Consider the following 22,100-nt stretch of genomic DNA (forward strand, 5'->3'; position numbering starts at 1 on the left):
AGATTAAAATATATTTAACAATGAATATGATTAACAAAGGGATACCTTATTTCCCGACACCGGCAAACTTCTTTGACGAAGAAGTGATGGAACTATTAGAAGCTAAATTTGGAGTGTTAGCTTCTTACATTGTCATGCGATTGCTTTGCAAAATATATAAAGAGGGATATTATATCTCTTGGGGAAAGGAACAAAACCTGATTTTTGTCCGTAAAGTAGGCGGCGGGATTAAAGAGGATATGATGGAAAAGATTGTCGATCTGTTATTGGAGAAAGGATTTTTCCATAAGGAAACCTACGAAAAATACGGCATACTCACTTCGGAACAGATTCAAAGGGTGTGGTTTGAAGCTACTACACGAAGGAAAATTGATTTCTCCCAACTACCTTATTTATTAGAGACCAAGAAGAAAAAAGGGATGCAAAAAGAAGAGTTGAACGCGGAAAATGCAGACATTTTTGAAACTCAAGAGGAGGTGAGTCAAGAAAATGCAGACATTTCTCGACAAACTAAACTAAAGGAAACTAAACTAAATCATGAAGAAGAAGAAACCAACGTTGTTTCGATTGAAATTCCGGGGTATGCCTACAATCTGGCTACACACAACATAGCAGGATTGATGGAGAGCCTGGACAACCATAAAGTGACTGACCCAAAAGAGAAACAGACGATTCTCCGGCTATCGGACTATGGCAGGAAAGGCACCCAAGTGTGGAAACTGCTCTCCAATACAGCCTGGAGCAAAATCGGAGCACCGGGGAAATATATCATTGCAGCGTTAGCCAGCGGACGGAAATAAACCGACTGATTAAAAGCTGATAAAAAAGGTACGAAAAATCTGTGCTTTTCACAAATTCTTCGTACCTTTACGCTCCGGTAAAACAAGTTCTATCCACATAAAAGATAACAAAATGGAAAACAGAAGTTTAGTAACCATTGCCGAACATTCTAAAGAAAAAATCCTCTACATGCTCGAAATGGCGAAGCAGTTTGAAATGAACCCCAATCGCCGGTTATTACAAGGAAAGGTTGTAGCAACCCTGTTCTTTGAACCTTCTACCCGTACCCGCTTGAGTTTTGAAACAGCTGCCAACCGTCTCGGTGCACGAGTAATCGGATTCTCTGACCCCAAAGCTACCAGCTCTTCTAAAGGGGAAACACTTAAAGACACGATCATGATGGTGAGCAACTATGCAGATATTATCGTCATGCGACACTATCTCGAAGGAGCTGCACGGTATGCCAGCGAAGTAGCCCCGGTGCCCATTGTCAACGCAGGTGACGGAGCCAACCAGCACCCGTCGCAGACGATGCTCGATCTCTACTCTATCTACAAGACACAAGGAACGCTGGAAAATCTGAACATTTTCCTGGTGGGTGACTTGAAATACGGCCGCACCGTACATTCTTTGCTGATGGCGATGCGACACTTTAATCCGACTTTCCACTTCATCGCTCCCGAAGAGCTGAAAATGCCGGAAGAATACAAACTTTACTGTAAAACGCACCAAATAAAATACGTTGAACATACGGATTTTACCGAAGAGATCATCGCTGACGCCGATATTCTGTACATGACCCGTGTGCAACGCGAACGTTTCACCGACCTGATGGAATATGAACGGGTGAAGAATGTATATATTCTCCGTAATAAAATGCTGGAGAACACACGTCCGAACCTGCGTATCCTGCACCCGCTTCCCCGTGTCAACGAAATAGCTTACGATGTGGATGACAATCCGAAAGCATATTATTTCCAACAGGCACAAAACGGTCTGTATGCCCGCGAAGCAATCCTTTGCGATGTATTAGGTATCACATTAGATGACGTTAAAAACGATATTTTATTATGAGCGAAAATAAACAAGAATTGCAAGTAGCTGCCCTGAAAAACGGGACAGTGATTGACCATATCCCATCCGAAAAGCTCTTTACCGTAGTGCAACTGCTCGGTGTGGAACAGATGACTAGCAATATCACTATCGGATTCAACCTCGACAGTAAGAAACTAGGTAAAAAAGGGATCATCAAGATTGCAGATAAATTCTTCTGCGACGAAGAGATTAACCGTATTTCAGTAGTTGCCCCGCACGTCAAGCTGAATATCATCCGCAATTACGAAGTAGTGGAAAAGAAAGAGGTGAAAATGCCGGATGAACTTCGGGGCATCGTGAAATGTGCCAATCCGAAATGTATCACCAACAACGAACCGATGGCCACTATCTTTCATGTGATAGATAAAGATAATTGTATCGTAAAATGCCATTATTGCGAGAAAGAGCAGAAACGTGAAGAGATTACAATCCTCTGAATAAACGTATAGGCCTATGAAACAGGACTGGAAACCAGGAACGATGATCTATCCGCTGCCGGCTGTACTGGTCAGCTGCGGAAAGGAAGAAAGCGAATATAATATGTTCACAGTAGCATGGACGGGTACGATTTGTACAAACCCGCCCATGTGTTATATATCCGTACGTCCGGAACGCCATTCTTATGACATTATCAAAAAAAACATGGAGTTTGTCATCAACCTGACAACGAAAGATATGGCTTTTGCCACCGACTGGTGCGGAGTTCGTTCGGGACGTGATTATCATAAATTTGATGAGATGAAGCTGACACCCGGACAGTGTACGGTGGTCAGTGCTCCGTTGATTGAAGAATCTCCTCTTTGCATTGAATGCCGTGTGAAAGAAATCATCTCTCTCGGCTCACACGATATGTTTATCGCTGACGTAGTAAATGTGCGTGCGGACGACCGGAACCTGAATCCTGAAACCGGAAAGCTGGAACTGGCCGAAGCCAATCCGCTGGTATATGTGCACGGAGGATATTATAATCTGGGAGAGAAAATCGGTAAATTCGGTTGGAGTGTAGAAAAGAAGAAATCATAAAAAGTGCGATATTGCCATGAATATGCTGCGTAAATTCATCCTTCCCGGTTTATTAGCCATAGCCTGCACGGCTGTCGGCCAGAACTATAACGCAGAAAAAGTAGACCGCCCCAATACAAAAAAAATAAATATCGGTATCAAGGCGGGATTCAACTCTTCCATGTTCATGGTGTCTGAACTGAAAATTAAGGATGTAACTATCGATGAGGTGCAGAATAACTACAAGATAGGTTATTTCGGCGCCCTCTTTATGCGCATCAACATGAAGAAGCATTTCATTCAGCCGGAAGTGTCCTATAATGTAAGCAAATGTGAGATATCTTTCGATAAGCTCGGTTCACAGCATCCTGCCATCGAGCCTGATTATGCTTCGGTGCAATCGGTGTTGCACAGTGTGGATTTCCCTATTTTATACGGCTATAATGTGGTGAAAAAAGGGCCTTACGGAATGTCTATCTTCGCAGGCCCCAAACTTCGCTACTTATGGGGAAAGCACAATGAAATCACTTTTAAGAATTTCGACCAGAAAGGGATTCACGAAAGGCTGTATCCGTTTAATGTCAGTGCAGTGATCGGTGTAGGCGTCAACATCTCCCGTATCTTTTTCGATTTCCGCTACGAACAAGGCATCGGAAATATCTCCAAGTCCATCATTTACGACAATATCAATTCTGATGGCAGCACAGGAGTGAGCAACATTATTTTCCGTCGCCGCGACAGTGCATTAAGTTTTTCGCTGGGATTCATCCTTTAAGAATAAAATATCATTAAATCCGGCTTTTTACTAACATTTTTCTTGTACTTCCTTCATTCTTTATTTATTTTCATTAACTTTGTGCGCTTAAAATAGGTATCTCGAATTAGAAATTTAATCTTACTTATAAAAGAATGAAAAGAGACGACATCATTTTCGACATCATCGAAAAAGAGCATCAACGTCAGTTGAAAGGAATCGAGCTTATTGCATCAGAAAATTTTGTGAGTGACCAGGTTATGCAGGCAATGGGTTCTTGCCTGACTAACAAGTACGCAGAAGGTTATCCCGGCAAACGTTATTACGGAGGTTGCGAAGTAGTAGACCAAAGCGAACAAATCGCTATCGACCGCCTGAAAGAAATTTTTGGCGCTGAATGGGCAAACGTACAACCACACTCGGGAGCACAAGCTAATGCTGCTGTTTTCCTCGCAGTTCTGAATCCGGGCGACAAATTCATGGGATTAAATCTTGCACACGGCGGACACCTTTCTCATGGCTCACTGGTAAACACTTCTGGTATCATCTATACTCCTTGCGAATATAACCTGAATCAGGAAACTGGACGCGTTGACTACGACCAGATGGAAGAAGTCGCTCTACGTGAGAAACCGAAAATGATTATCGGTGGTGGTTCTGCATACTCTCGTGAATGGGATTACAAACGTATGCGTGAAATCGCCGACAAAGTAGGCGCTATCCTGATGATCGACATGGCTCACCCTGCCGGCCTGATCGCTGCCGGAGTGCTCGAAAATCCGGTTAAATATGCACATATCGTCACTTCTACTACACATAAAACACTTCGCGGACCTCGTGGTGGTGTCATCATGATGGGTAAGGATTTCCCCAATCCATGGGGTAAGACCACTCCGAAAGGTGAGATCAAGATGATGTCTCAATTACTGGATTCTGCCGTATTCCCGGGAATCCAAGGCGGACCGTTGGAACATGTAATTGCTGCTAAAGCAGTTGCTTTCGGTGAAATCCTGCAACCTGAATTTAAGGAATATGCTAAACAAGTACAAAAGAACGCTGCTGTACTTGCACAGGCTTTAATCGACCGTGGTTTTACCATCGTTTCCGGTGGTACAGACAACCACTCTATGTTGGTCGACCTGCGTAGCAAATATCCCGAACTGACAGGTAAAGTGGCAGAAAAAGCATTGGTTTCTGCCGATATTACTGTTAACAAGAACATGGTTCCGTTTGACAGCCGTTCAGCTTTCCAGACTTCCGGTATCCGTTTGGGTACTCCTGCTATCACAACTCGTGGTGCAAAAGAAGATTTGATGCTCGAAATTGCTGAAATGATCGAGACTGTATTGTCTAACGTAGAAAATGAGGAAGTTATTGCACAAGTACGTGCACGTGTCAATGAGACAATGAAGAAATATCCTCTTTTTGCTTATTAAAAAACGATTTCAAAGCTAATAGCTTCACTGTTATCAGCTTTATTTCTTATTTATAAGGTCTGCTCTTTGTGAAAGGAGCAGGCTTTTTTTATTTATTAACGGTCCCGCCCGAACCATCTGTCCATATTTTCGTTTTTCTTACTATAAAAGAAATATATGATGTCATATATCACTCATAGCAAGGACGAATTCAACCGTACAGTGTGCAAGAAGAGAAAACAGAAGCGCACTGGACTCTATATACAGTCATCCCCGTCTTTCCACATTTTATTTCATAGGGAAAGACGGGTATATATTTTAGCTCAATCCTTCTATTTCTCCATCCACAATATCGATGTGCAATGCCTGCGGCTCCTTGGGTAATCCCGGCATACGAAGAATTTCTCCGGCAATGGCTACAATCATTTCAGCTCCGTTATTGATAACAATATCTTTAATATGGAACTCGAAGTTGTTTACCGCACCATAAATCTTTGGATCGGCAGAAAATGAATATTGTGTTTTCGCAATACAAACCGGATAATGAGTAATTCCCATTTTCTCGATCAGTTTGATACGGTTGCGGGCAATACTGCTATAAGTAATAACGCTGGCTCCGTAAATATTAGTGGCTACCTTTTCAATCTTCTGCTGTATGCTATCTTCTTCTTTATAAGTGTAGCGTAAAGATTCGGACGGATTGTTCTCTATGGTATCTACTACCAGACGGGCCATATCTACTGCTCCCTCTCCTCCTTCACTGAACGCATTGTTGATGGTAAAACCGACTCCCAACTGTTCGCAATGTTCACGCAGCAATTCCATTTCTTCATCGGTGTCGGACGCAAACTTATTGAAAGCTACGATAACCGTCTGACCGAATGAACGAAGATTGCGAACATGTTTGTCCAGATTACGCAATCCTTCTTTCAGTCCTTCCATATTCGGCTCTTTGATACGGTCGAGACTGACACCTCCGTGCATCTTTAATCCTTGTGCCGTAGCGACAATCACCGTGAGACGTGGTTGGAGTCCGCTCTTGCGGCATTTGATATTATAGAATTTTTCTGCACCGAGATCGGCACCGAATCCAGCTTCTGTTATTACATAATCACCGAAAGACATTGCCAATTTAGTGGCCAGAATAGAGTTACAACCATGTGCGATATTAGCAAACGGACCACCATGTACAAAAGCAGCGGTTCCTTCGGTAGTCTGCACTAAATTAGGATGGATAGCATCTTTCAACAACACGGTGATGGCTCCTGCCACTCCCAAATCTTTCACAGTAAAAGGTTGGTCGTCATACGTGAAGCCCAACAGGATATTTTCAATACGGCGACGCAGATCACTCACATCTTTGGAAAGGCAAAGAATTGCCATAATCTCCGAAGCAGGAGTAATATCGAAACCGGACTCTTGGGTAATCCCGTTCGATTTAGGTCCGAGGCCGACAACGATGCTGCGCAACGAACGGTCGTTCACGTCAAGCACTCTCCGCCAAAGAATTTCTTTCAGTCCAAAGCCCTTTGCCTGATTCTGATAAAGATAATTGTCGAGTAAAGCAGAAATCATGTTATGAGCAGAAGTGATGGCATGAAAATCCCCTGTAAAATGGAGGTTAATTTTGTCCATCGGAAGCACTTGTGCATATCCCCCACCGGCTGCTCCTCCCTTCATTCCGAAACATGGACCGAGAGACGGCTCGCGAAGAGCGACAATCGCATTCTTTCCAATTTTATTCAATCCCAAAGCGAGACCGATAGATACTGTAGTTTTGCCAATGCCCGCTTTGGTTGCTGTGATAGCAGTTACCAGAATGAGATTGCTTTTCTTCACTTTCTCTTCATCAATCAGTTGTTCGGGGATCTTTGCTATGTAGCGGCCATAATTCTCCACTTCCTCGCGAGGGATTCCGATACCTTCGGCAACTTGCTTAATCTTCTTCAGCTCAATACTGCGAGCTATTTCTATGTCTGATTTCATACAGAATATGATTAGTTTTATTTTTGAAGGAACAAAAGTATAACAAAAAAGCGAAATAGAGAAATTTAAAGTTCGGCGGATATTATATCTCTATTTTTCATAACACAACAAACTCTTTTTACGCTATAACTATTGTAAATGACATAACCTAAAACAACAACTTAATTATGGAATGGATTATTAATCAACTAAGGGTACATCCTGAACTTGCTATTTTCCTGACGCTCTTTGCCGGGTTCTGGCTTGGCAGACTCAAAATAGGGAAATTCTCCTTGGGGACAGTCACCAGCGTTCTGCTGGTCGGAGTATTGGTCGGACAACTGAATATCACTGTAGATGGTCCGATGAAAGCTGTGTTCTTTCTGCTTTTCTTATTTGCCGTTGGCTATAAGGTAGGTCCGCAGTTTTTCCGCGGATTGAAGAAAGACGGCCTGCCACAAGTGGGATTTGCCGTACTGATGTGTATTGTCAGTCTGGTAGCCCCGTGGATACTGGCCAAAATCATGGGATATCATGTAGGAGAAGCTGCCGGACTGTTGGCAGGCTCACAAACAATATCCGCCGTTATCGGCGTGGCAAGCGATACGATCAACCAGCTGGGAATCAGCGATGCACAGAAAGCCACGTTCATCAATGCAATTCCGGTAGCGTATGCCGTAACTTATATTTTCGGAACGGCCGGTTCGGCGTGGATTCTGGCTTCTCTCGGCCCTAAAATGCTGGGTGGACTAGATAAGGTGAAGGCTGACTGCAAGGAATTGGAGGCTCAAATGGGAACATCGGAAGCTGACGAACCCGGATTTTCCCCGGCTCTTCGTCCGGTTGTGTTCCGTGCTTATAAAATCACCAATGAATGGTTTGACAAAGGAAAGAAAGTCAGTGAACTCGAAGCTTATCTATGTAAAAATGATAAACGGCTGTTTGTAGAACGGATTCGTCAAAAAAGAGTGGTGAATCCGTTTCATTTCGTCTTTATTTTTGGAATACGACAAAATACGGTAGAAAAAATGGAAATTTGCGTTATCACTGGCTTATCTAGTGTTATTTAGTCTTATCAAAGAGAAGAATAAGAATAGTTTCCTATTATCTTTGTCAGTATGAAATTACCACTAAAACATATCGTCATACTGGTTATCTGCTCGTTAATCGGAATCTTTGTTTATCAAGCTTATTGGTTGACAGGGCTTTACCGGTCGATGAAGATGGAAATGGAGAGCAATATCAGAGATGCGATGCGGACGAGTGACTTTAACGAGGTCGTGCTCCGGGTAAATGATTTGCAAAAAGATAATGTGGAACACGGTTCGCTGACGGTATCAGCCGGATATGATGCGGACGGCAATTCATTAGTGACTAAACAAACGATTTCTTATACGGATAGTAGCCGTCAGGATACGATACACTCCCGGACAGAAACAACCACGGATACGGTAAAGGCCGTTGGTAACGCTCCGGAAGATTCTACACCTGTTGCAAGTAGCGAGAACGGGCTGGATGTGTTATTGAAAAAGCAAGATTCGCTAAAGGAGCTGTTAATGAGTATTCAGCAGGGTATTCATTCGGGGGTGGACACTTATATAGATGTCAACCTGCAGCGATATGACAGTTTGCTCACCCATGTGATGAAAGAGCATAATCTCTCTATTCCTCATCACACTCTTTTGATTTATACCGGGATCAGTGCCGATTCTTCCATTGTATATACCGATACATTAGGTATTGCGGGAGATAGCAGTTATATCCCCAGTCCCAAGGCAATCCGCTATGACTATGAATTTAATATGCATCACAGCCAACGCTACCAACTGGTGTTCGAGCCGATCAATTCATTGGTGTTAAAGCAGATGACAGGTATTCTGGTCACTTCATTTGTAATTCTTCTGATTCTCGGATTCTCTTTCTGGTTCCTTATCCGGACGCTTCTGAAACAGAAAACGCTGGATGAAATGAAAAGTGATTTTACCAATAATATCACGCACGAATTAAAGACTCCCATTGCCGTAGCCTATGCGGCTAATGACGCATTACTGAACTTTAACCAGGCGGAAGAGAAAAGCAAGCGCGACCAGTATCTACGCATCAGTCAGGAGCAGTTGCAAAGGCTTAGCGGGCTGGTGGAACAGATTTTATCCATGGGAATGGAGCGTCGCAAAACGTTTCGTTTGCATCCGGAGGAAATCAACCTGAAGGAGTTGATTACTCCGCTCATGGAGCAGCACCAGCTAAAAGCGGACAAGCCTGTACATATCGAATTGGATATTCAACCGGAAACGCTTGTCATTGTAGCCGACCGTACGCATTTCAGCAACATCATCAGTAACCTGATAGATAATGCAGTGAAATACTCGAAAGAGGAAGCCGAATTGTCTATTTCCTGCCGACAGACTGGGGGGACAGTAACCGTCAGCGTTACCGACCGGGGAATCGGGATTCCACTTGATAAACAAAAGCACATATTTGATAAATTCTACCGGGTCCCGACGGGTAATCTTCATAATATAAAAGGTTACGGACTAGGACTGTTCTACGTAAAGAGCATGGTCGAAAAACATGGAGGGACTATCACCGTAAAAAGTGAACCGGACAAAGGAAGCACTTTTACCATTACTTTATAAACCCATAAAATCATGAGTAAAAACAAAATTACCGTATTACTGGTAGAAGACGAACAGACGCTCGCCATGATTATCAAGGATACACTTGAAGAAAATGATTTTATCATTCATACGGCGAATGACGGTGAGGAAGGGCTAAGCCTTTTCTTCGAACTTCATCCGGATGTACTTGTAGCCGATGTGATGATGCCGAAAATGGATGGCTTTGAAATGGTACGTCGCATCCGCCAGACGGATAAACAGACTCCTGTCTTATTCCTGACTGCCCGTTCGGCCATCAATGATGTGGTGGAGGGGTTTGAACTCGGAGCGAACGATTACCTGAAAAAGCCTTTCGGTATACAAGAGCTGATTATCCGAATCAAAGCACTGATGGGAAAGGCTTTTCTCTTCACTGAGAACAAGGTTGCCAATCATTTTGAGATAGGAAGTTATCTGTTTGATCCTGTTGCACAAACTTTATTACACGCAGGAACGAGACAGGAACTCTCTCATCGTGAATCGGAAGTCTTGAAACGGCTTTGCGAGAACCGGAATCAGGTGGTCAACACGCAGGATGTCTTGCTCGAACTTTGGGGAGACGACAGTTTTTTCAATTCCCGAAGCTTGCATGTGTTCATTACCAAATTGCGGCATAAGCTCTCGCAAGATGAACAGATACGTATTGTCAATGTACGGGGAATCGGTTATAAACTGATTGTCAACTAAACTCTTTAACACCGCAAAGTGCCATGAATAATAGACTACCGCATTTGCACAACAGTTTTTTTCTAAGAAAACATAACGGAAGCGGATAGTCAGGTGGAAATTATCTATCTTTGTAGTAAATCAACCTTTACGAAGATGAAAAAACTGATTCTATTTCTTTCGCTGATATTATCGGTCGGTTTTGCATCCGCACAGTCGGAAATTCCTTCCGATAGTATTCGTCGTGCTCCATCTACCAATATCAAGGAGTTTGGTGGTTTTCTACTGGATATGGGGTTAATGAACGTAGCAACTCCCGAACTTCCCAAGTTTAATTTAGATATGCCTAATATGACGAAAGATTATAATCAGCTCTTTCGTTTAAACACGGATATTACCTATTCTCAAGGATTCACCGACTCTTTTTCTTCGTCTTCTTACTCCGGGTTTGCCGGTTTTGGATACGGATATGGTTGGGGATTGTCTTCTTCTCCACAGTTTATGCAGATGGGATCTTTCAAACTGAAAAACGGAATGAGAATCAATACTTACGGAGATTACAACAAGGATGGCTGGCGGGTGCCTAACCGTAGCGCTATGCCTTGGGAAAGGAATAATTTCCGGGGAGCGTTCGAACTGAAATCTGCCAATGGTAATTTCGGAATACGAATTGAGGTGCAGCAAGGAAGAAATGTTCCTTATTAAATAATAATTAGGCACGGATTACACGTATGTCACGGTCTTTAGGGTTATCATTGCTGAAAAATAACCGCGTTAATCCGTGTAATCCGTGCCTAAAAAATAGCAATTAATTAGTGGCAGGTACTTATTAAAATCAGGAAAATCAGAAGGCTTTGTCTGCCGCACTGATTGCATTGGCTATACGGTCACACCACGAATCAAATTCCGGGTCGGGTGTTTGAGTTTCCGGATGAGAAAGCATATAATGTACAGCTTGCCGCAATCCGTCCGCCATGGAGATATGGCATATAAAATCCGGGACGAGCCGCTTTATCTTCGAATTATCGAAAACAACCGTAGCTGCTTTATCTCCTAAGAGTTCCCCCCTGAAATCATAATGATCGCTATGTTTGGTAAGGAAATCGGATGCCACGTGCAATGCGTTCAGAGGTTTGTCTAACGCATCGGCGATTGTCTGGTAAATCTGATTCCAAGTCATACTTTCATCGGTAGTGATATGAAAAGCGTTACCAATAGCATGTGGATTCGCCATCAGTCCGACATAGCCTTTGGCAAAATCTTTGGAGTGAGTCAGTGTCCACAAAGAGGAGCCATCACCGGGAATAATGACAGGTTTTCCGTCAAGAATCCGTTTGAGAATCTGCCAGTTTCCCTTATCTCCATGTACGGCTACGGGAGGTTTGGTTCCGTTATAGGTATGGCTGGGACGAACGATGGTCACCGGAAAACCACTTGTCCGGTAGGCTGACATCAATACCTCTTCCGCTTCTATCTTGTTTCTGGAATACTGCCAGTAGGGATTGACCAGAGGAGTGCTTTCGGTAATGCGATAATCGGTTAATGGCTTTTGATAGGCAGAGGCACTGCTGATAAAGATGTATTGCCGCGTTTTATTCTGAAACAGGCGGATATCACGCTTTACGTCTTCTGCCGTATAACCGATGAATTGCGCAACCACATCGTAATGTTCAAGTGCGATGGCTTTTGCCACAGCTTCTTCATCATTAATATCCGCAATGATACTGTGAATTCCTTCCGGCATTTTTTTTGAGCCGCGGTTAAGGAGAGTAATCTCCCACCCTCTCTGTTGCGCCAATGCAACTACATCTGTACTGATAGTACCCGTTCCTCCAATGAATAATGCTTTCATAAAACCTGTTTTTTTATATTCTCCGGAGCAAATATATCAATTCCATGACTTACTTCCAGCAATCATTGCCATTTATTTTTCCTCCCGCAAGTTTATGTAGTATACAGATTACTGATTCTTGTACCCTTATTACTGATTTGAGGAATGAAATAAAAAAGATACCTCCAAATGTTTTATCTTTGTATCAGATTAATAACAAAGCATATGGATGAAATAACAAAAATTGAAACCGTCGATCAGTATGACCAGTTGTTTGGACTGGAGACATTGCACCCTTTAGTTAATGTAATCGACTTCTCAAAAGCTACCAAGTCGGTTGAGTATATCCGTATGAACATCGGATTCTATTGTTTGTTCCTGAAAGATGCCAAATGCGGGGATCTCAAATACGGACGCAAGAATTACGATTATCAGGAAGGAACGGTTGTCTGCATGGCACCAGGACAAGTGAGCGGAATAGACATCCGTAACCGAACGGCTCCCCGTACCAAGTCGATTGGGGTTTTATTCCACCCCGATTTAATCCGTGGAACTTCATTAGGACAGAATATCAAAAACTATACTTTTTTCTCTTACGAGGTAAATGAGGCATTGCATCTTTCAGATCAGGAAAGAGAAATCGTAACCGATTGCATACATAAAATCCGGCTCGAACTGGAGCATACTATCGATAAGCATAGCAAGCAACTTATCGTGCGGAATATCGAACTGCTACTGGATTACTGTATGCGTTTCTACGAACGGCAGTTCATTACACGCAATCAGGCGAATAAAGATATAGTCGTTAAATTCGAGCAATTACTGGACGAATATTTCCAAAATCAGGTGGCAATGACCGAAGGACTGCCATCCGTGAAATACTTTGCAGACAAGGCATGCCTCTCTCCTAATTATTTCGGAGACCTGATAAAGAAGGAAACCGGAAAAACGGCACAGGAATATATCCAGTGCCGGATTATCGAACTGGCCAAAGAAAGAATACTGGAAGGTGTTCAAACTGTCAGCCAGGTAGCTTATGAACTGGGATTTCAATATCCACAGCACTTCAGCCGGTTATTTAAAAAGCATGTCGGCTGCACCCCGAACGAATATAAACAAAAAAACTAGACGTATTTTAGATACAGGAGTCTCAACATCATGGGAGATAAAGTACTCAAAATAGGAACCGTGCATCAATGCAATTGTTGCCTGGGGAGTAAGACACTACACCCGCTGGTAAGTGTCATTGATCTCTCAAAGGCTGACTTGTCAGCTCATACGGGCATCAAGTTCGACTTTTATACGATTCTATTGAGTGAGTGTAAATGTGAAGCGTATATGTATGGTCACCAGTATTATGATTTTTCGGATGGTACTTTGCTCTGCCTTAGTCCCGGAGAGTCTATCAATATGAAGGAAAACAGTAAGAATTTTCCCTCCAAAGGATGGATATTGGCTTTTCATCCCGATCTGATTTGTGGCACTCCGCTCGGACTTAATATACATAACTATACTTTCTTCTCTTATCTGCCTGAAGAAGCATTACATATATCTTTGCGCGAGAAACAAATCATTCTGGAGTTTATGGATAAAATAAACCAGGAACTCGAACGTTGCATTGACCGACATAGCAAGAAGATAGTTTCCAAGTATATAGAACTATTGCTGGATTACTGTATCCGTTTCTACGAACGCCAATTCATTACACGTAATGAAGCGAATAAAACGATTATCAAACAATTCGATAAAATCATAAATAACCATTTTGAAACGAAACAGGTACCGACTGTCGATATACTTTCACATAAGTATTGCGCGAACCTGCTTCATTTGTCTCCTGAATATTTCAACGACTTACTGGAGTATGAAACGGGGAAATCATTTAAAGAGTATATCGAGTTCAAACGCTTCGAGATTGCCAAAGATTGGTTGGTGAATACTGATAAAACAATCAATCAGATAACGCAAGAGCTGGGTTTTCAGAATCCACAGTATTTCAGCCGGTTATTTAAGAAAATCACAGGTTGTTCTCCGAATGATTTCAGGATGCCTAATTGAAAGTATATGTCAAAGGGATTAGAGGAAGATAAAGCAATCAAAAAGTCTTAATAAAAATTGAATTGGAATATCAAATTCTTAATCTATGTTATGAAACATACTTTTTTTCTTGGATTATTTGCTAAGTTGCCAAAAGTATGTACCTTTGCAATGTGTTTTTCATAGTATTAGATTTAAGGTTAACAAAGGTTGGAGCAAGGCGTTGCTCCTTTTTTTATGTCCATATGCTAGATACTCCTTTAAACATGGCATGACATTATCCCTTAATCACTGCCATTGGAGCCAGCTCCATCAACGGTTTCACCAAGTCCCGCTCATTCGCTATCACTTGCGCAATATCTTTATAAGCTCCCGGTGCTTCATCCAGTTCGTTCTGCGAACGAAGTCCGTGAATGATACCTTGCTGATCCATTCTCTCCTTCTCTTCATCCAGTGACAAACGGCGACAGGCATCCTTTCTTCCCATTAATCGACCTGCACCATGCGAACAGCTTTTGAAACTCTCCGGATTACCCAGTCCCTCAACAATATAAGACTTGGTACCCATAGATCCGGGGATAATACCGATCTCGCCCTCATAGGCACGCGTAGCACCTTTTCGGTGTACAATCACATCCTGATCGAAGTGATTCTCCCAAGCTGCATAGTTGTGGGCAATATTAATCATAGGATCAAAGTCCGTTTCAGGTTTCACTGCCTGGATGGCTTCACAAATACGAGTCATCATCAACTGACGGTTGGCAAAGGCAAAGGCCACACAGTAATTCATTTCACGGAAATAATCCTTTGCCATCTGTGTCTCCATTGGCAGGTAAGCTAGTCCCGATACCATTTCAGAATACCATTTCTCATTCCAATATTGCGCAATCTTATTATAGTGATTGGCAACCTTCAAACCAATGTTACGGCTTCCGGAGTGAATCATCACCCAAACATCAGACGTTGCGGTATCCCTGATCCTGCTTTTTATTCTGATGATCGAATCCCAAAGGAACAACTGCACGAATCTTCGACATAATGGAAGTCAAATCCGTATAACTAAAATCTTCCGCTTTTAGATTCGTTTTAATCGCACACATACCACAACCGATATCCACTCCCACAGCATTGGGAACAATCACGCCATTGGTAGCCAACACACCGCCAATAGGCATTCCTTTTCCCGCATGCGCATCAGGCATGATGGCAATATGTTTAAATGCAAAAGGCAGTGAAGTCAAATCCATAATCTGCGACATACAAGAGTCCTCTACTTCATCCAACCAAAGTTTAGCGGGTAAACGTGTTCCCATAATTACTTTTTCCATACATCTTTTCTTTTATCAATTCATATAAATCTCGTTATCGGGAGCAAAGTAAGAAGGGAAGTACGAAATCTATTTGCGTAGTTGATATTATTTTTTATTTTTGTAGAAATAATCTATAACATCTATATATAGAACCTAATGAAGAAGATATTAATTATCGGCGCCAACGGATTCACCGGACGCCAGATTGTAAATGATTTATCTGCTTGTAAACAATACAAGCTGACGGGCTGCTCCCTGCATCCGGATATTCTTCCCAATAACGCGGAGGATTATCGTTTCATCGAAACAGATATACGGAATGAAGCGGACGTTAGGCATCTCTTCAAAGAGGTTCAACCCGATGTAATCATTAATTGCTCCGCCCTGTCCGTGCCGGACTATTGCGAAACGCATCACGAAGAAGCCTATCTTACCAATGTTACTGCAGTAGGCCAACTGGCTGATTTATGCGAAGAATACAAAAGCCGGTTCATTCATTTATCTACTGACTTTGTTTTTGATGGAAAGATAAACAAAGCTGCCGGGCTGTTATATACAGAAAAAGACCTCCCTGCCCCGGTCAACTACTACGGATATACCAAATGGAAAGGAGAAGAGAGGGTGGCAGAAACTTGCAGCAGTTATGCCATTGTCCGTGTAGAAATCGTTTATGGCAAAGCACTACCGGGACAACATGGTAATATTGTACAGCTAGTAATGAACCGTCTGAAAGCCGGACAAGAAATACGTGTCGTATCCGATCAATGGCGGACACCAACCTATGTTGGAGACGTTTCGGATGGAGTGCTACGTTTAATAGAACATACGGCGAATGGCATCTTCCACATCTGTGGCGATGAATGTATGACCATTGCAGAGATTGCCTACCAGGTAGCAGATTATATGAAACTCGACCGTTCTCTTATCCATCCTACCACCACAGAAGAAATGAATGAAAGCACTCCCCGTCCCCGCTTCAGTGGGATGAGTATTGATAAAGCCCGGACAATGCTCGGATACAGGCCCCAAAAGTTAAAAGAAATTCTTGCGAACTGGGATAAATTATAAGGGAAAGAGCACATAACCAACTTTTTACAACCATCTATCTCGTTCCGGATATTCCTTTCTCTTTATTTATTGCATATTTATTTTGAAAATATGCAATAAATAACTATCTTTGCACCAAATTCAAAAAAGACCAATGATGAATCAAACATTACAATTACATAACGCTACTCTTTTTCTTGCAGGAATACCTATTTTCTGTAAGTCTTGTTGCGTGCATGTGCATTGGTTCAGTGGATTCATCTAAATTCCCCAACTATTTCTTTACAGGAACTACCTGCTGACTTGTTTTGTTAGCCATAGCAGTATTCCTTTCTGATTTTCAAGCAGATGTAATATCTTCTTTGAAAATTCTTTTGTGCGTTGTCAATCATCAGTTTAACCTAACCCAAAATATATACAATTATGTTCTCTATTATATCTACCATGTTTTTAGGAATCGGCATCGGCTATGTATTGCGTAACTGGAGTATTCTACAGAAGACAGAAAAGACAATTTCTCTTACAATATTCCTGTTGCTCTTTATTCTCGGTGTATCTATCGGTTCTAATAGTCTGATTGTGAACAATCTTGGTAAGTTCGGATGGCAAGCTATCGTTCTTGCTGTGTCCGGTGTATTGGGAAGCCTGATTGCTGCCCGTTTGGTACTACAATTATTTTTCAGGAAAGGGGGCGAACAATGAAAGGAAGTCTGATCGTTATAGTATTCTTTTGTGTAGGCTGTATCATGGGAGCTTTCAATAAGTTCGAGTTCGATACGCACACAGTTTCCATGTATATACTTTATGCATTAATGCTACAAGTAGGAATCAGCATCGGTTCCAATAAGAACCTGAAAGCTATTGTTTCACATTTACACCCTAAAATGTTGCTGATTCCATTGGGAACGATTATCGGTACGCTGTTATTCTCCGCCCTGGCAAGTTTACTATTGCGTCAATGGAGCGTATTCGACTGTATGGCAGTGGGAAGTGGATTTGCCTACTATTCACTCTCTTCCATCCTTATCACCCAATTCAAAGAACCCTCCATAGGACTGCAACTGGCTACGGAACTGGGAACTATTGCCCTACTGACTAATATTTTCCGTGAGATGATGGCACTTCTTGGTACTCCGATCATCAAGAAGTACTTCGGGAAACTCGCTCCTATTTCAGCAGCAGGAGTCAACTCGATGGATGTACTGCTGCCTTCCATCACCAGATATTCTGGAAAAGAGATGATTCCCATCGCCATCCTGCACGGTATTCTGATTGACATCAGCGTTCCCGTTTTCGTTTCTTTCTTCTGTAATCTTTAACCCTGTCCGGGAATAATAACCTTATTTATTAATGCCCGGAAACAGCCAATACAAACTTGATATCAGCATAGGAGACATCGTCTCCTAATGCTACCTTTATAGCGAATATTCCCATGTATTCATGTTCATCCAAATACTTGCGAATCTTCGCTATATTTTCAGCTTTCACCACCTGCTCCACTTTGATCTTTCCCGAACGGACATAATGCTCCAGATGTCCGGCAATGGTTCCGGATACCAAATCACGAGCCTTGGCTATTTCATCTATATTCATTCCCTGACGGAACATTTCATAGCTAACCAACTTCGTATCTTTCTTCGCCTCCTTCTTTTTCTCCTTCTCCGCCTCTTTCTCCTGTTTCTCTGCCTCTTTCTGCAGCTTCGTCTTTCGTTGCCTTGCAGTATCATCACTATTACCGGAGGAGATTAACAGATCCGTTATCTCCGGTCTTTGCAATTGATTCTCCGCCACATACTTGCGGATAATACCCAGAATCTCAAGCCCGTATTTCTCTACTCCTTTCGCTCCAAAATAAGGTATTGCCTCCAAAGCTCTTGGACTATCCGGTAGCAGATTCACAATTCCCATCAATGCTTTCTGTTGCATAATCACATAAGCAGGAACATTCATCTCCCTTGTTTTAGCTGTTCTCCATTCAGACAGGGCACGATAAAGCTCCGGATGCAGAATATCCGTAGGAACTTCCACCTTTACCTTTTCAGCACTGCGTGTACGCTCTTTCCGTTCCTTACGTTCTTTCTTCTCCTTCAAAGCCTTCGAAGAACCGGAGGACGTAGAATCATCTTCAAGGCTCAACATTACTTTAGCCTTCAACTTCAAATAATCCGTAATAGCAAACCTCCCTCTTGTAGACACAGCTTCCAACAGAGACTCCTTAATCCACAACGCATCATCCAGCGCCTGCATACGCTCTGCCAACAGCTTTCTCAACTCTTTATTATCAAGAGGCATATTAGTTTTATCATACAAAGCCCGAACCGGTTCCAACTCCTTATGAAAATATCCGGCACCGGAACGAATCCGTTCCTGCAACTCCTCATTCGCCGCATAATCCTCACTCTCATGTATCAACCGGGTATACTGATTGCGGAAACGTTGAGACACCTCCACAATCTTCTCTTTAACATGGGGAGCCAACGCCTTATATTCAGCCAACTGCTTCGGAAAGAGCTTATACAAATCCTCATCCATAAGACGAAGCAACCGTTTATAAGCCTGATCGATCGAATAGAAATTAAACAAATCACTCAACAAATCAAAGAAATACGCCTTTTGCATATCATTCAACTGCTGGCTGCCCGGCTTATTCTGCTCCACCGCTTTGGTGAAATTATCCACCGTAGCATCACTTATTATGGCTTCTCTGCGCAAAGGAGACTCCAACACCATACCCTCCAGCGTCTTGCAACGACTCAAAGCCACGTAAGTTTGTCCATGTGCAAAGGAATTCCGTGCATCAATAATAGCACGTTCAAACGTCAACCCCTGGCTCTTATGTATCGTAATAGCCCACGCCAAACGAATAGGATACTGGCGGAACGTCCCCTCTATCACTTCAGTGATCTCCTTCGTCTCCTCATTCAACACATATTTATAATTCCCCCACTCTTCCGGCAACAACTGAAATTCGGATCTATCCCCTTTACCACGCACCACAATACCCGTTTCATTAACCGCGACCACCTCACCAATCATACCGTTATAATACCGTTTCTCGGACGATGGATCATTCTTCAGGAACATTATCTGTGCTCCCTCCTTAATTGTCAGAAGTTTATCCGCAGGATACGAATATTCAGGAAAATCCCCCTCTATCTCGGCACTAAAATGATATGCCTTGCCGGGCAACGATGCCAGTTCGCGATCATTAACCCTCTGTGCCTGATTATTATGGGTCGTCAGACGAATATATCCCTCTTCTTTTTGCGGCTGAAAGCCGGGCTGATAACGACGGTTCAGCTCATTCAACACTTCATCATCCGCCTTATTCTCCCGGATTTTATTTAATAAGGAAAGGAAGAACGTATCACTCTGACGATATACTTTCTTGAGTTCAATCGTCATATATGCCGTTTCTTTCAATGCATGACTTGCAAAGAAATAAGGAGTCTCATAATGCTTTCTCAACAACTCCCACTCATTGTCTTTCACAACAGGCGCCAGCTGTTGCAAATCTCCAATCATCAACAGCTGCACCCCACCAAAAGGTTTCTCCCTATCGCGATACCTCCGCAGAGTTGCATCCACCGCATCCAACAAATCAGCACGCACCATACTGATCTCATCAATAACCAGCAAATCCATACTACGGATGATATTCCGCTTTTCTTTACTATAACGATAATGCGTCTGGGAAGAATTAAAAGTAGTTTCGGGCACAAAAGGAGCAAAAGACAACTGAAAGAAAGAATGAATCGTTACGCCTCCCGCATTGATAGCTGCAATCCCTGTCGGAGCCAATACAACCATGCGTTTGGGCGTATGTTCTTTCAATCGTCTAAGAAATGTCGTTTTCCCGGTTCCAGCTTTTCCGGTAAGAAATAAATGGGTGCCTGTATTTTCAATGAACTGCCAAGCAAGCTGCAGTTCCGGATTATTTTCCATGCTTTTCCAATTTTCGGTAAAGTTACTGAATATTCTTTTTCTTTCGTCTTGATACGAAAGAAAAAGAACCAAAAAGAAAGAATCAAGGCTGCGTTTTTCCGGTTACTCCGGTGCTTCCTCCGGCGCTTGACGCCGGAAAAACGAGGCCGGAAGACCTGCGGGTGGAAGCCTTACAATGTGGGAAGCTTTATTATTAAAAAACTCACCATATAAAAAGAGGACATAGAATAAAAGGCTAATAGAATGATAACCGATGTAGCCTATGTAGTATAAAGAGACTTATGAAAGGTTTATACCCCTTATAAAAAAGCTTTGCTATATAAAAGTCGCAGACGTTATACGACTCAATATAGCAAAGCAGAACAATATATAATAAAACTATTAACGATATAACAGCGACTCACCAAAGCAATATCAGACATATCGCACGGCTCCCCCCACAACCCTATCCAGAACAGCTTCCCCACAAACCTACTCTACAACATTCAAGCAGCAACACCCACCCCGCCAGGTTCCCCGGCCTACTTTTTTCTCCGTCAGGCGAGCGCCCATAACGGAGCGTTAAGAAGGGCAGACTGTTTGAGCGTAGCGAGTTTCTGCCCTTTAGCGAAGTGAAGGAAGCGAGTAGGAGAAAAAAGTCAGCCTTGAATTTTTCTTTGCTTCTTTCTTTTGTTTCAAGACAAAAGAAAGAAGATTAATTACTTCATGGATCCCCCTACAATATCCAGCAATTCGTTTGTAATCGCCTGCTGACGACTCTTATTGTACTGCTTCGTCAAATCCTGGATCAGCTCGTTTGCGTTGTCCGTAGCCACTTGCATAGCCAACGTACGTGCAGCATGTTCCGAAGCATTGGAGTCAACAGCGGCAGTAAAAATCTTCTGGCTCAATACAGTGGGGATTAAGCTCGCGATTAATTCCTCTGCGTTCGGTTCGATGATATAATCATTGGCAATCTCGTTCTCCTGTACCTCCTCTTCATTCTCTCTGTCCTCTTCACTTACGACGTTCGTCAGATTAATGGGGAGATACGTCTCACGAAGAAGAATCTGTACCCCCATTGATTTGAAGTGATGATAGATTATTTCCACCCGGTCCACTTCGCCTGCTACATACAGATCCATCAGTCGGTGAGCCAGTTCGGCAGCCTCCTGATACGTTGGTTTGTCGGAGAGCGTTGGAGAAACCTCCTGCGGTTTGAAACCCATCCGTTTGGCCGCTTCATCCACCTTCTTGCCTACCGGGAATATCAAGATATTATCCTGTCCTAAAGTACGGAATTCCCCGATAGTCTGCATCATCATTTTGATGACATTGGCGTTGAAAGCACCACAAAGAGAAGTGTTCGAAGAAAAAACAACGATTGCTACACGCTTCACTTCACGTTCCTGCACATAAGGAGATTCGATAGGCAGGTCCGCGCTTAGGAAGTTAGTCAGAATCTTGTTCAACTTCTTCTGATAAGGCAGCATATTCTCAATGGCTCCTTGTGCCTTGTGTAATTTGGCAGAAGCCACCATTTTCATTGCTGAAGTGATTTTTCGGGTACTCTTGACCGAATTTATTCTGGTTTTTACTTCTTTCAGTGAAGCCATA

At 42.7% G+C, this 22,100-nt stretch carries 18 protein-coding genes and 2 pseudogenes; 15 read left to right on the forward strand and 5 right to left on the reverse strand.

Annotated elements, in window-relative coordinates:
• Positions 1–20: 20 nt before the first annotated feature.
• The 6 genes from CJF29_RS13090 to glyA all read left to right on the forward strand — a co-directional run bounded on the left by CJF29_RS13090 (position 21) and on the right by glyA (position 5,067).
• Entirely contained in the window at positions 21–800 is a 780-nt protein-coding gene (locus tag CJF29_RS13090; protein WP_004318109.1) for a DUF4373 domain-containing protein, read from the forward strand.
• Positions 801–912: 112 nt separating this feature from the next.
• Complete coding sequence (pyrB, locus tag CJF29_RS13095) at positions 913–1,854, forward strand: aspartate carbamoyltransferase (RefSeq protein WP_004325807.1); 942 nt, start codon at positions 913–915, stop codon at positions 1,852–1,854.
• Positions 1,851–2,312, forward strand: a complete 462-nt coding sequence (gene pyrI, locus CJF29_RS13100; RefSeq protein ID WP_074556995.1) for an aspartate carbamoyltransferase regulatory subunit — start codon at positions 1,851–1,853, stop codon at positions 2,310–2,312. The genes pyrB and pyrI overlap by 4 nt, the downstream gene beginning before the upstream one ends.
• Positions 2,313–2,328: 16 nt before the next feature.
• A complete protein-coding gene (locus tag CJF29_RS13105) occupies positions 2,329–2,898 on the forward strand; it encodes a flavin reductase family protein (protein ID WP_004325806.1) in 570 nt (189 codons plus the stop codon).
• Between the two features lie 16 nt (positions 2,899–2,914).
• Positions 2,915–3,652, forward strand: a complete 738-nt coding sequence (locus CJF29_RS13110; RefSeq protein ID WP_074636048.1) for a porin family protein — start codon at positions 2,915–2,917, stop codon at positions 3,650–3,652.
• Positions 3,653–3,786: 134 nt separating this feature from the next.
• Positions 3,787–5,067: a serine hydroxymethyltransferase gene (glyA, locus tag CJF29_RS13115; protein ID WP_004308877.1), complete on the forward strand. Its 1,281-nt coding sequence runs from the start codon at positions 3,787–3,789 to the stop codon at positions 5,065–5,067.
• Positions 5,068–5,364: 297 nt separating this feature from the next.
• Here the strand turns inward: glyA and CJF29_RS13120 are convergent, their stop codons facing one another.
• The gene (locus tag CJF29_RS13120; RefSeq protein ID WP_099145890.1) at positions 5,365–7,032 is read right to left on the reverse strand and encodes a formate--tetrahydrofolate ligase; all 1,668 of its coding nucleotides are present in this window, start codon (positions 7,030–7,032) and stop codon (positions 5,365–5,367) included.
• 167 nt (positions 7,033–7,199) lie between these two features.
• Here CJF29_RS13120 and CJF29_RS13125 point away from each other — a divergent pair.
• The 4 genes and pseudogenes from CJF29_RS13125 to CJF29_RS13140 form a co-directional block, all read left to right on the forward strand.
• Positions 7,200–7,985: pseudogene (locus CJF29_RS13125) on the forward strand (aspartate-alanine antiporter); the annotation flags it as partial.
• Between the two features lie 144 nt (positions 7,986–8,129).
• Positions 8,130–9,647, forward strand: coding sequence for a sensor histidine kinase (locus tag CJF29_RS13130; protein ID WP_004295781.1), 1,518 nt, complete (start codon positions 8,130–8,132; stop codon positions 9,645–9,647).
• Between the two features lie 12 nt (positions 9,648–9,659).
• Positions 9,660–10,355, forward strand: a complete 696-nt coding sequence (locus tag CJF29_RS13135) for a response regulator transcription factor (RefSeq protein WP_099145891.1) — start codon at positions 9,660–9,662, stop codon at positions 10,353–10,355.
• Positions 10,356–10,490: 135 nt separating this feature from the next.
• On the forward strand, positions 10,491–11,039 hold the full coding sequence (locus tag CJF29_RS13140; protein WP_004295778.1) for a hypothetical protein: 549 nt from the start codon (positions 10,491–10,493) through the stop codon (positions 11,037–11,039).
• 139 nt (positions 11,040–11,178) lie between these two features.
• On the opposite strand, the gene CJF29_RS13145 is transcribed toward CJF29_RS13140, so the two are convergent.
• Positions 11,179–12,186 (reverse strand): SDR family oxidoreductase, encoded by a 1,008-nt coding sequence (locus tag CJF29_RS13145; RefSeq protein ID WP_099145892.1) that lies wholly within the window; start codon positions 12,184–12,186, stop codon positions 11,179–11,181.
• Between the two features lie 204 nt (positions 12,187–12,390).
• Between CJF29_RS13145 and CJF29_RS13150 the strand changes: the two genes are divergently transcribed.
• Together CJF29_RS13150 and CJF29_RS13155 are read left to right on the forward strand one after the other, a co-directional pair.
• Complete coding sequence (locus CJF29_RS13150; protein ID WP_099145893.1) at positions 12,391–13,293, forward strand: helix-turn-helix domain-containing protein; 903 nt, start codon at positions 12,391–12,393, stop codon at positions 13,291–13,293.
• 30 nt (positions 13,294–13,323) lie between these two features.
• Positions 13,324–14,223 (forward strand): helix-turn-helix domain-containing protein, encoded by a 900-nt coding sequence (locus tag CJF29_RS13155; protein WP_099145894.1) that lies wholly within the window; start codon positions 13,324–13,326, stop codon positions 14,221–14,223.
• 256 nt (positions 14,224–14,479) lie between these two features.
• Here the strand turns inward: CJF29_RS13155 and CJF29_RS13160 are convergent.
• A pseudogene (locus CJF29_RS13160) lies at positions 14,480–15,530 on the reverse strand (RtcB family protein).
• Positions 15,531–15,668: 138 nt separating this feature from the next.
• Between CJF29_RS13160 and CJF29_RS13165 the strand changes: the two are divergent.
• From CJF29_RS13165 to CJF29_RS13175, 3 genes are all read left to right on the forward strand, one after another.
• Positions 15,669–16,580: an SDR family oxidoreductase gene (locus CJF29_RS13165; protein ID WP_099145895.1), complete on the forward strand. Its 912-nt coding sequence runs from the start codon at positions 15,669–15,671 to the stop codon at positions 16,578–16,580.
• A gap of 402 nt (positions 16,581–16,982) precedes the next feature.
• Positions 16,983–17,261 carry a LysO family transporter gene (locus tag CJF29_RS13170; RefSeq protein WP_004303461.1) on the forward strand — a complete coding sequence of 93 codons (279 nt, stop codon included), beginning with the start codon at positions 16,983–16,985 and terminating at the stop codon, positions 17,259–17,261.
• Complete coding sequence (locus CJF29_RS13175; protein ID WP_004295766.1) at positions 17,258–17,878, forward strand: lysine exporter LysO family protein; 621 nt, start codon at positions 17,258–17,260, stop codon at positions 17,876–17,878. Before CJF29_RS13170 ends, CJF29_RS13175 begins: the two co-directional genes overlap by 4 nt.
• 28 nt (positions 17,879–17,906) lie before the next feature.
• Here CJF29_RS13175 and CJF29_RS13180 read toward each other — a convergent pair whose 3' ends face one another.
• Positions 17,907–20,504: a helix-turn-helix domain-containing protein gene (locus tag CJF29_RS13180; protein WP_099145936.1), complete on the reverse strand. Its 2,598-nt coding sequence runs from the start codon at positions 20,502–20,504 to the stop codon at positions 17,907–17,909.
• 698 nt (positions 20,505–21,202) lie between these two features.
• Entirely contained in the window at positions 21,203–22,099 is an 897-nt protein-coding gene (locus CJF29_RS13185) for a F0F1 ATP synthase subunit gamma (protein WP_004325794.1), read from the reverse strand.
• Position 22,100: the final 1 nt, after the last annotated feature.

The sequence above is a fragment of the Bacteroides celer genome, assembly GCF_002632415.2.
In the GTDB taxonomy this organism is placed as follows: Bacteria; Bacteroidota; Bacteroidia; order Bacteroidales; family Bacteroidaceae; genus Bacteroides.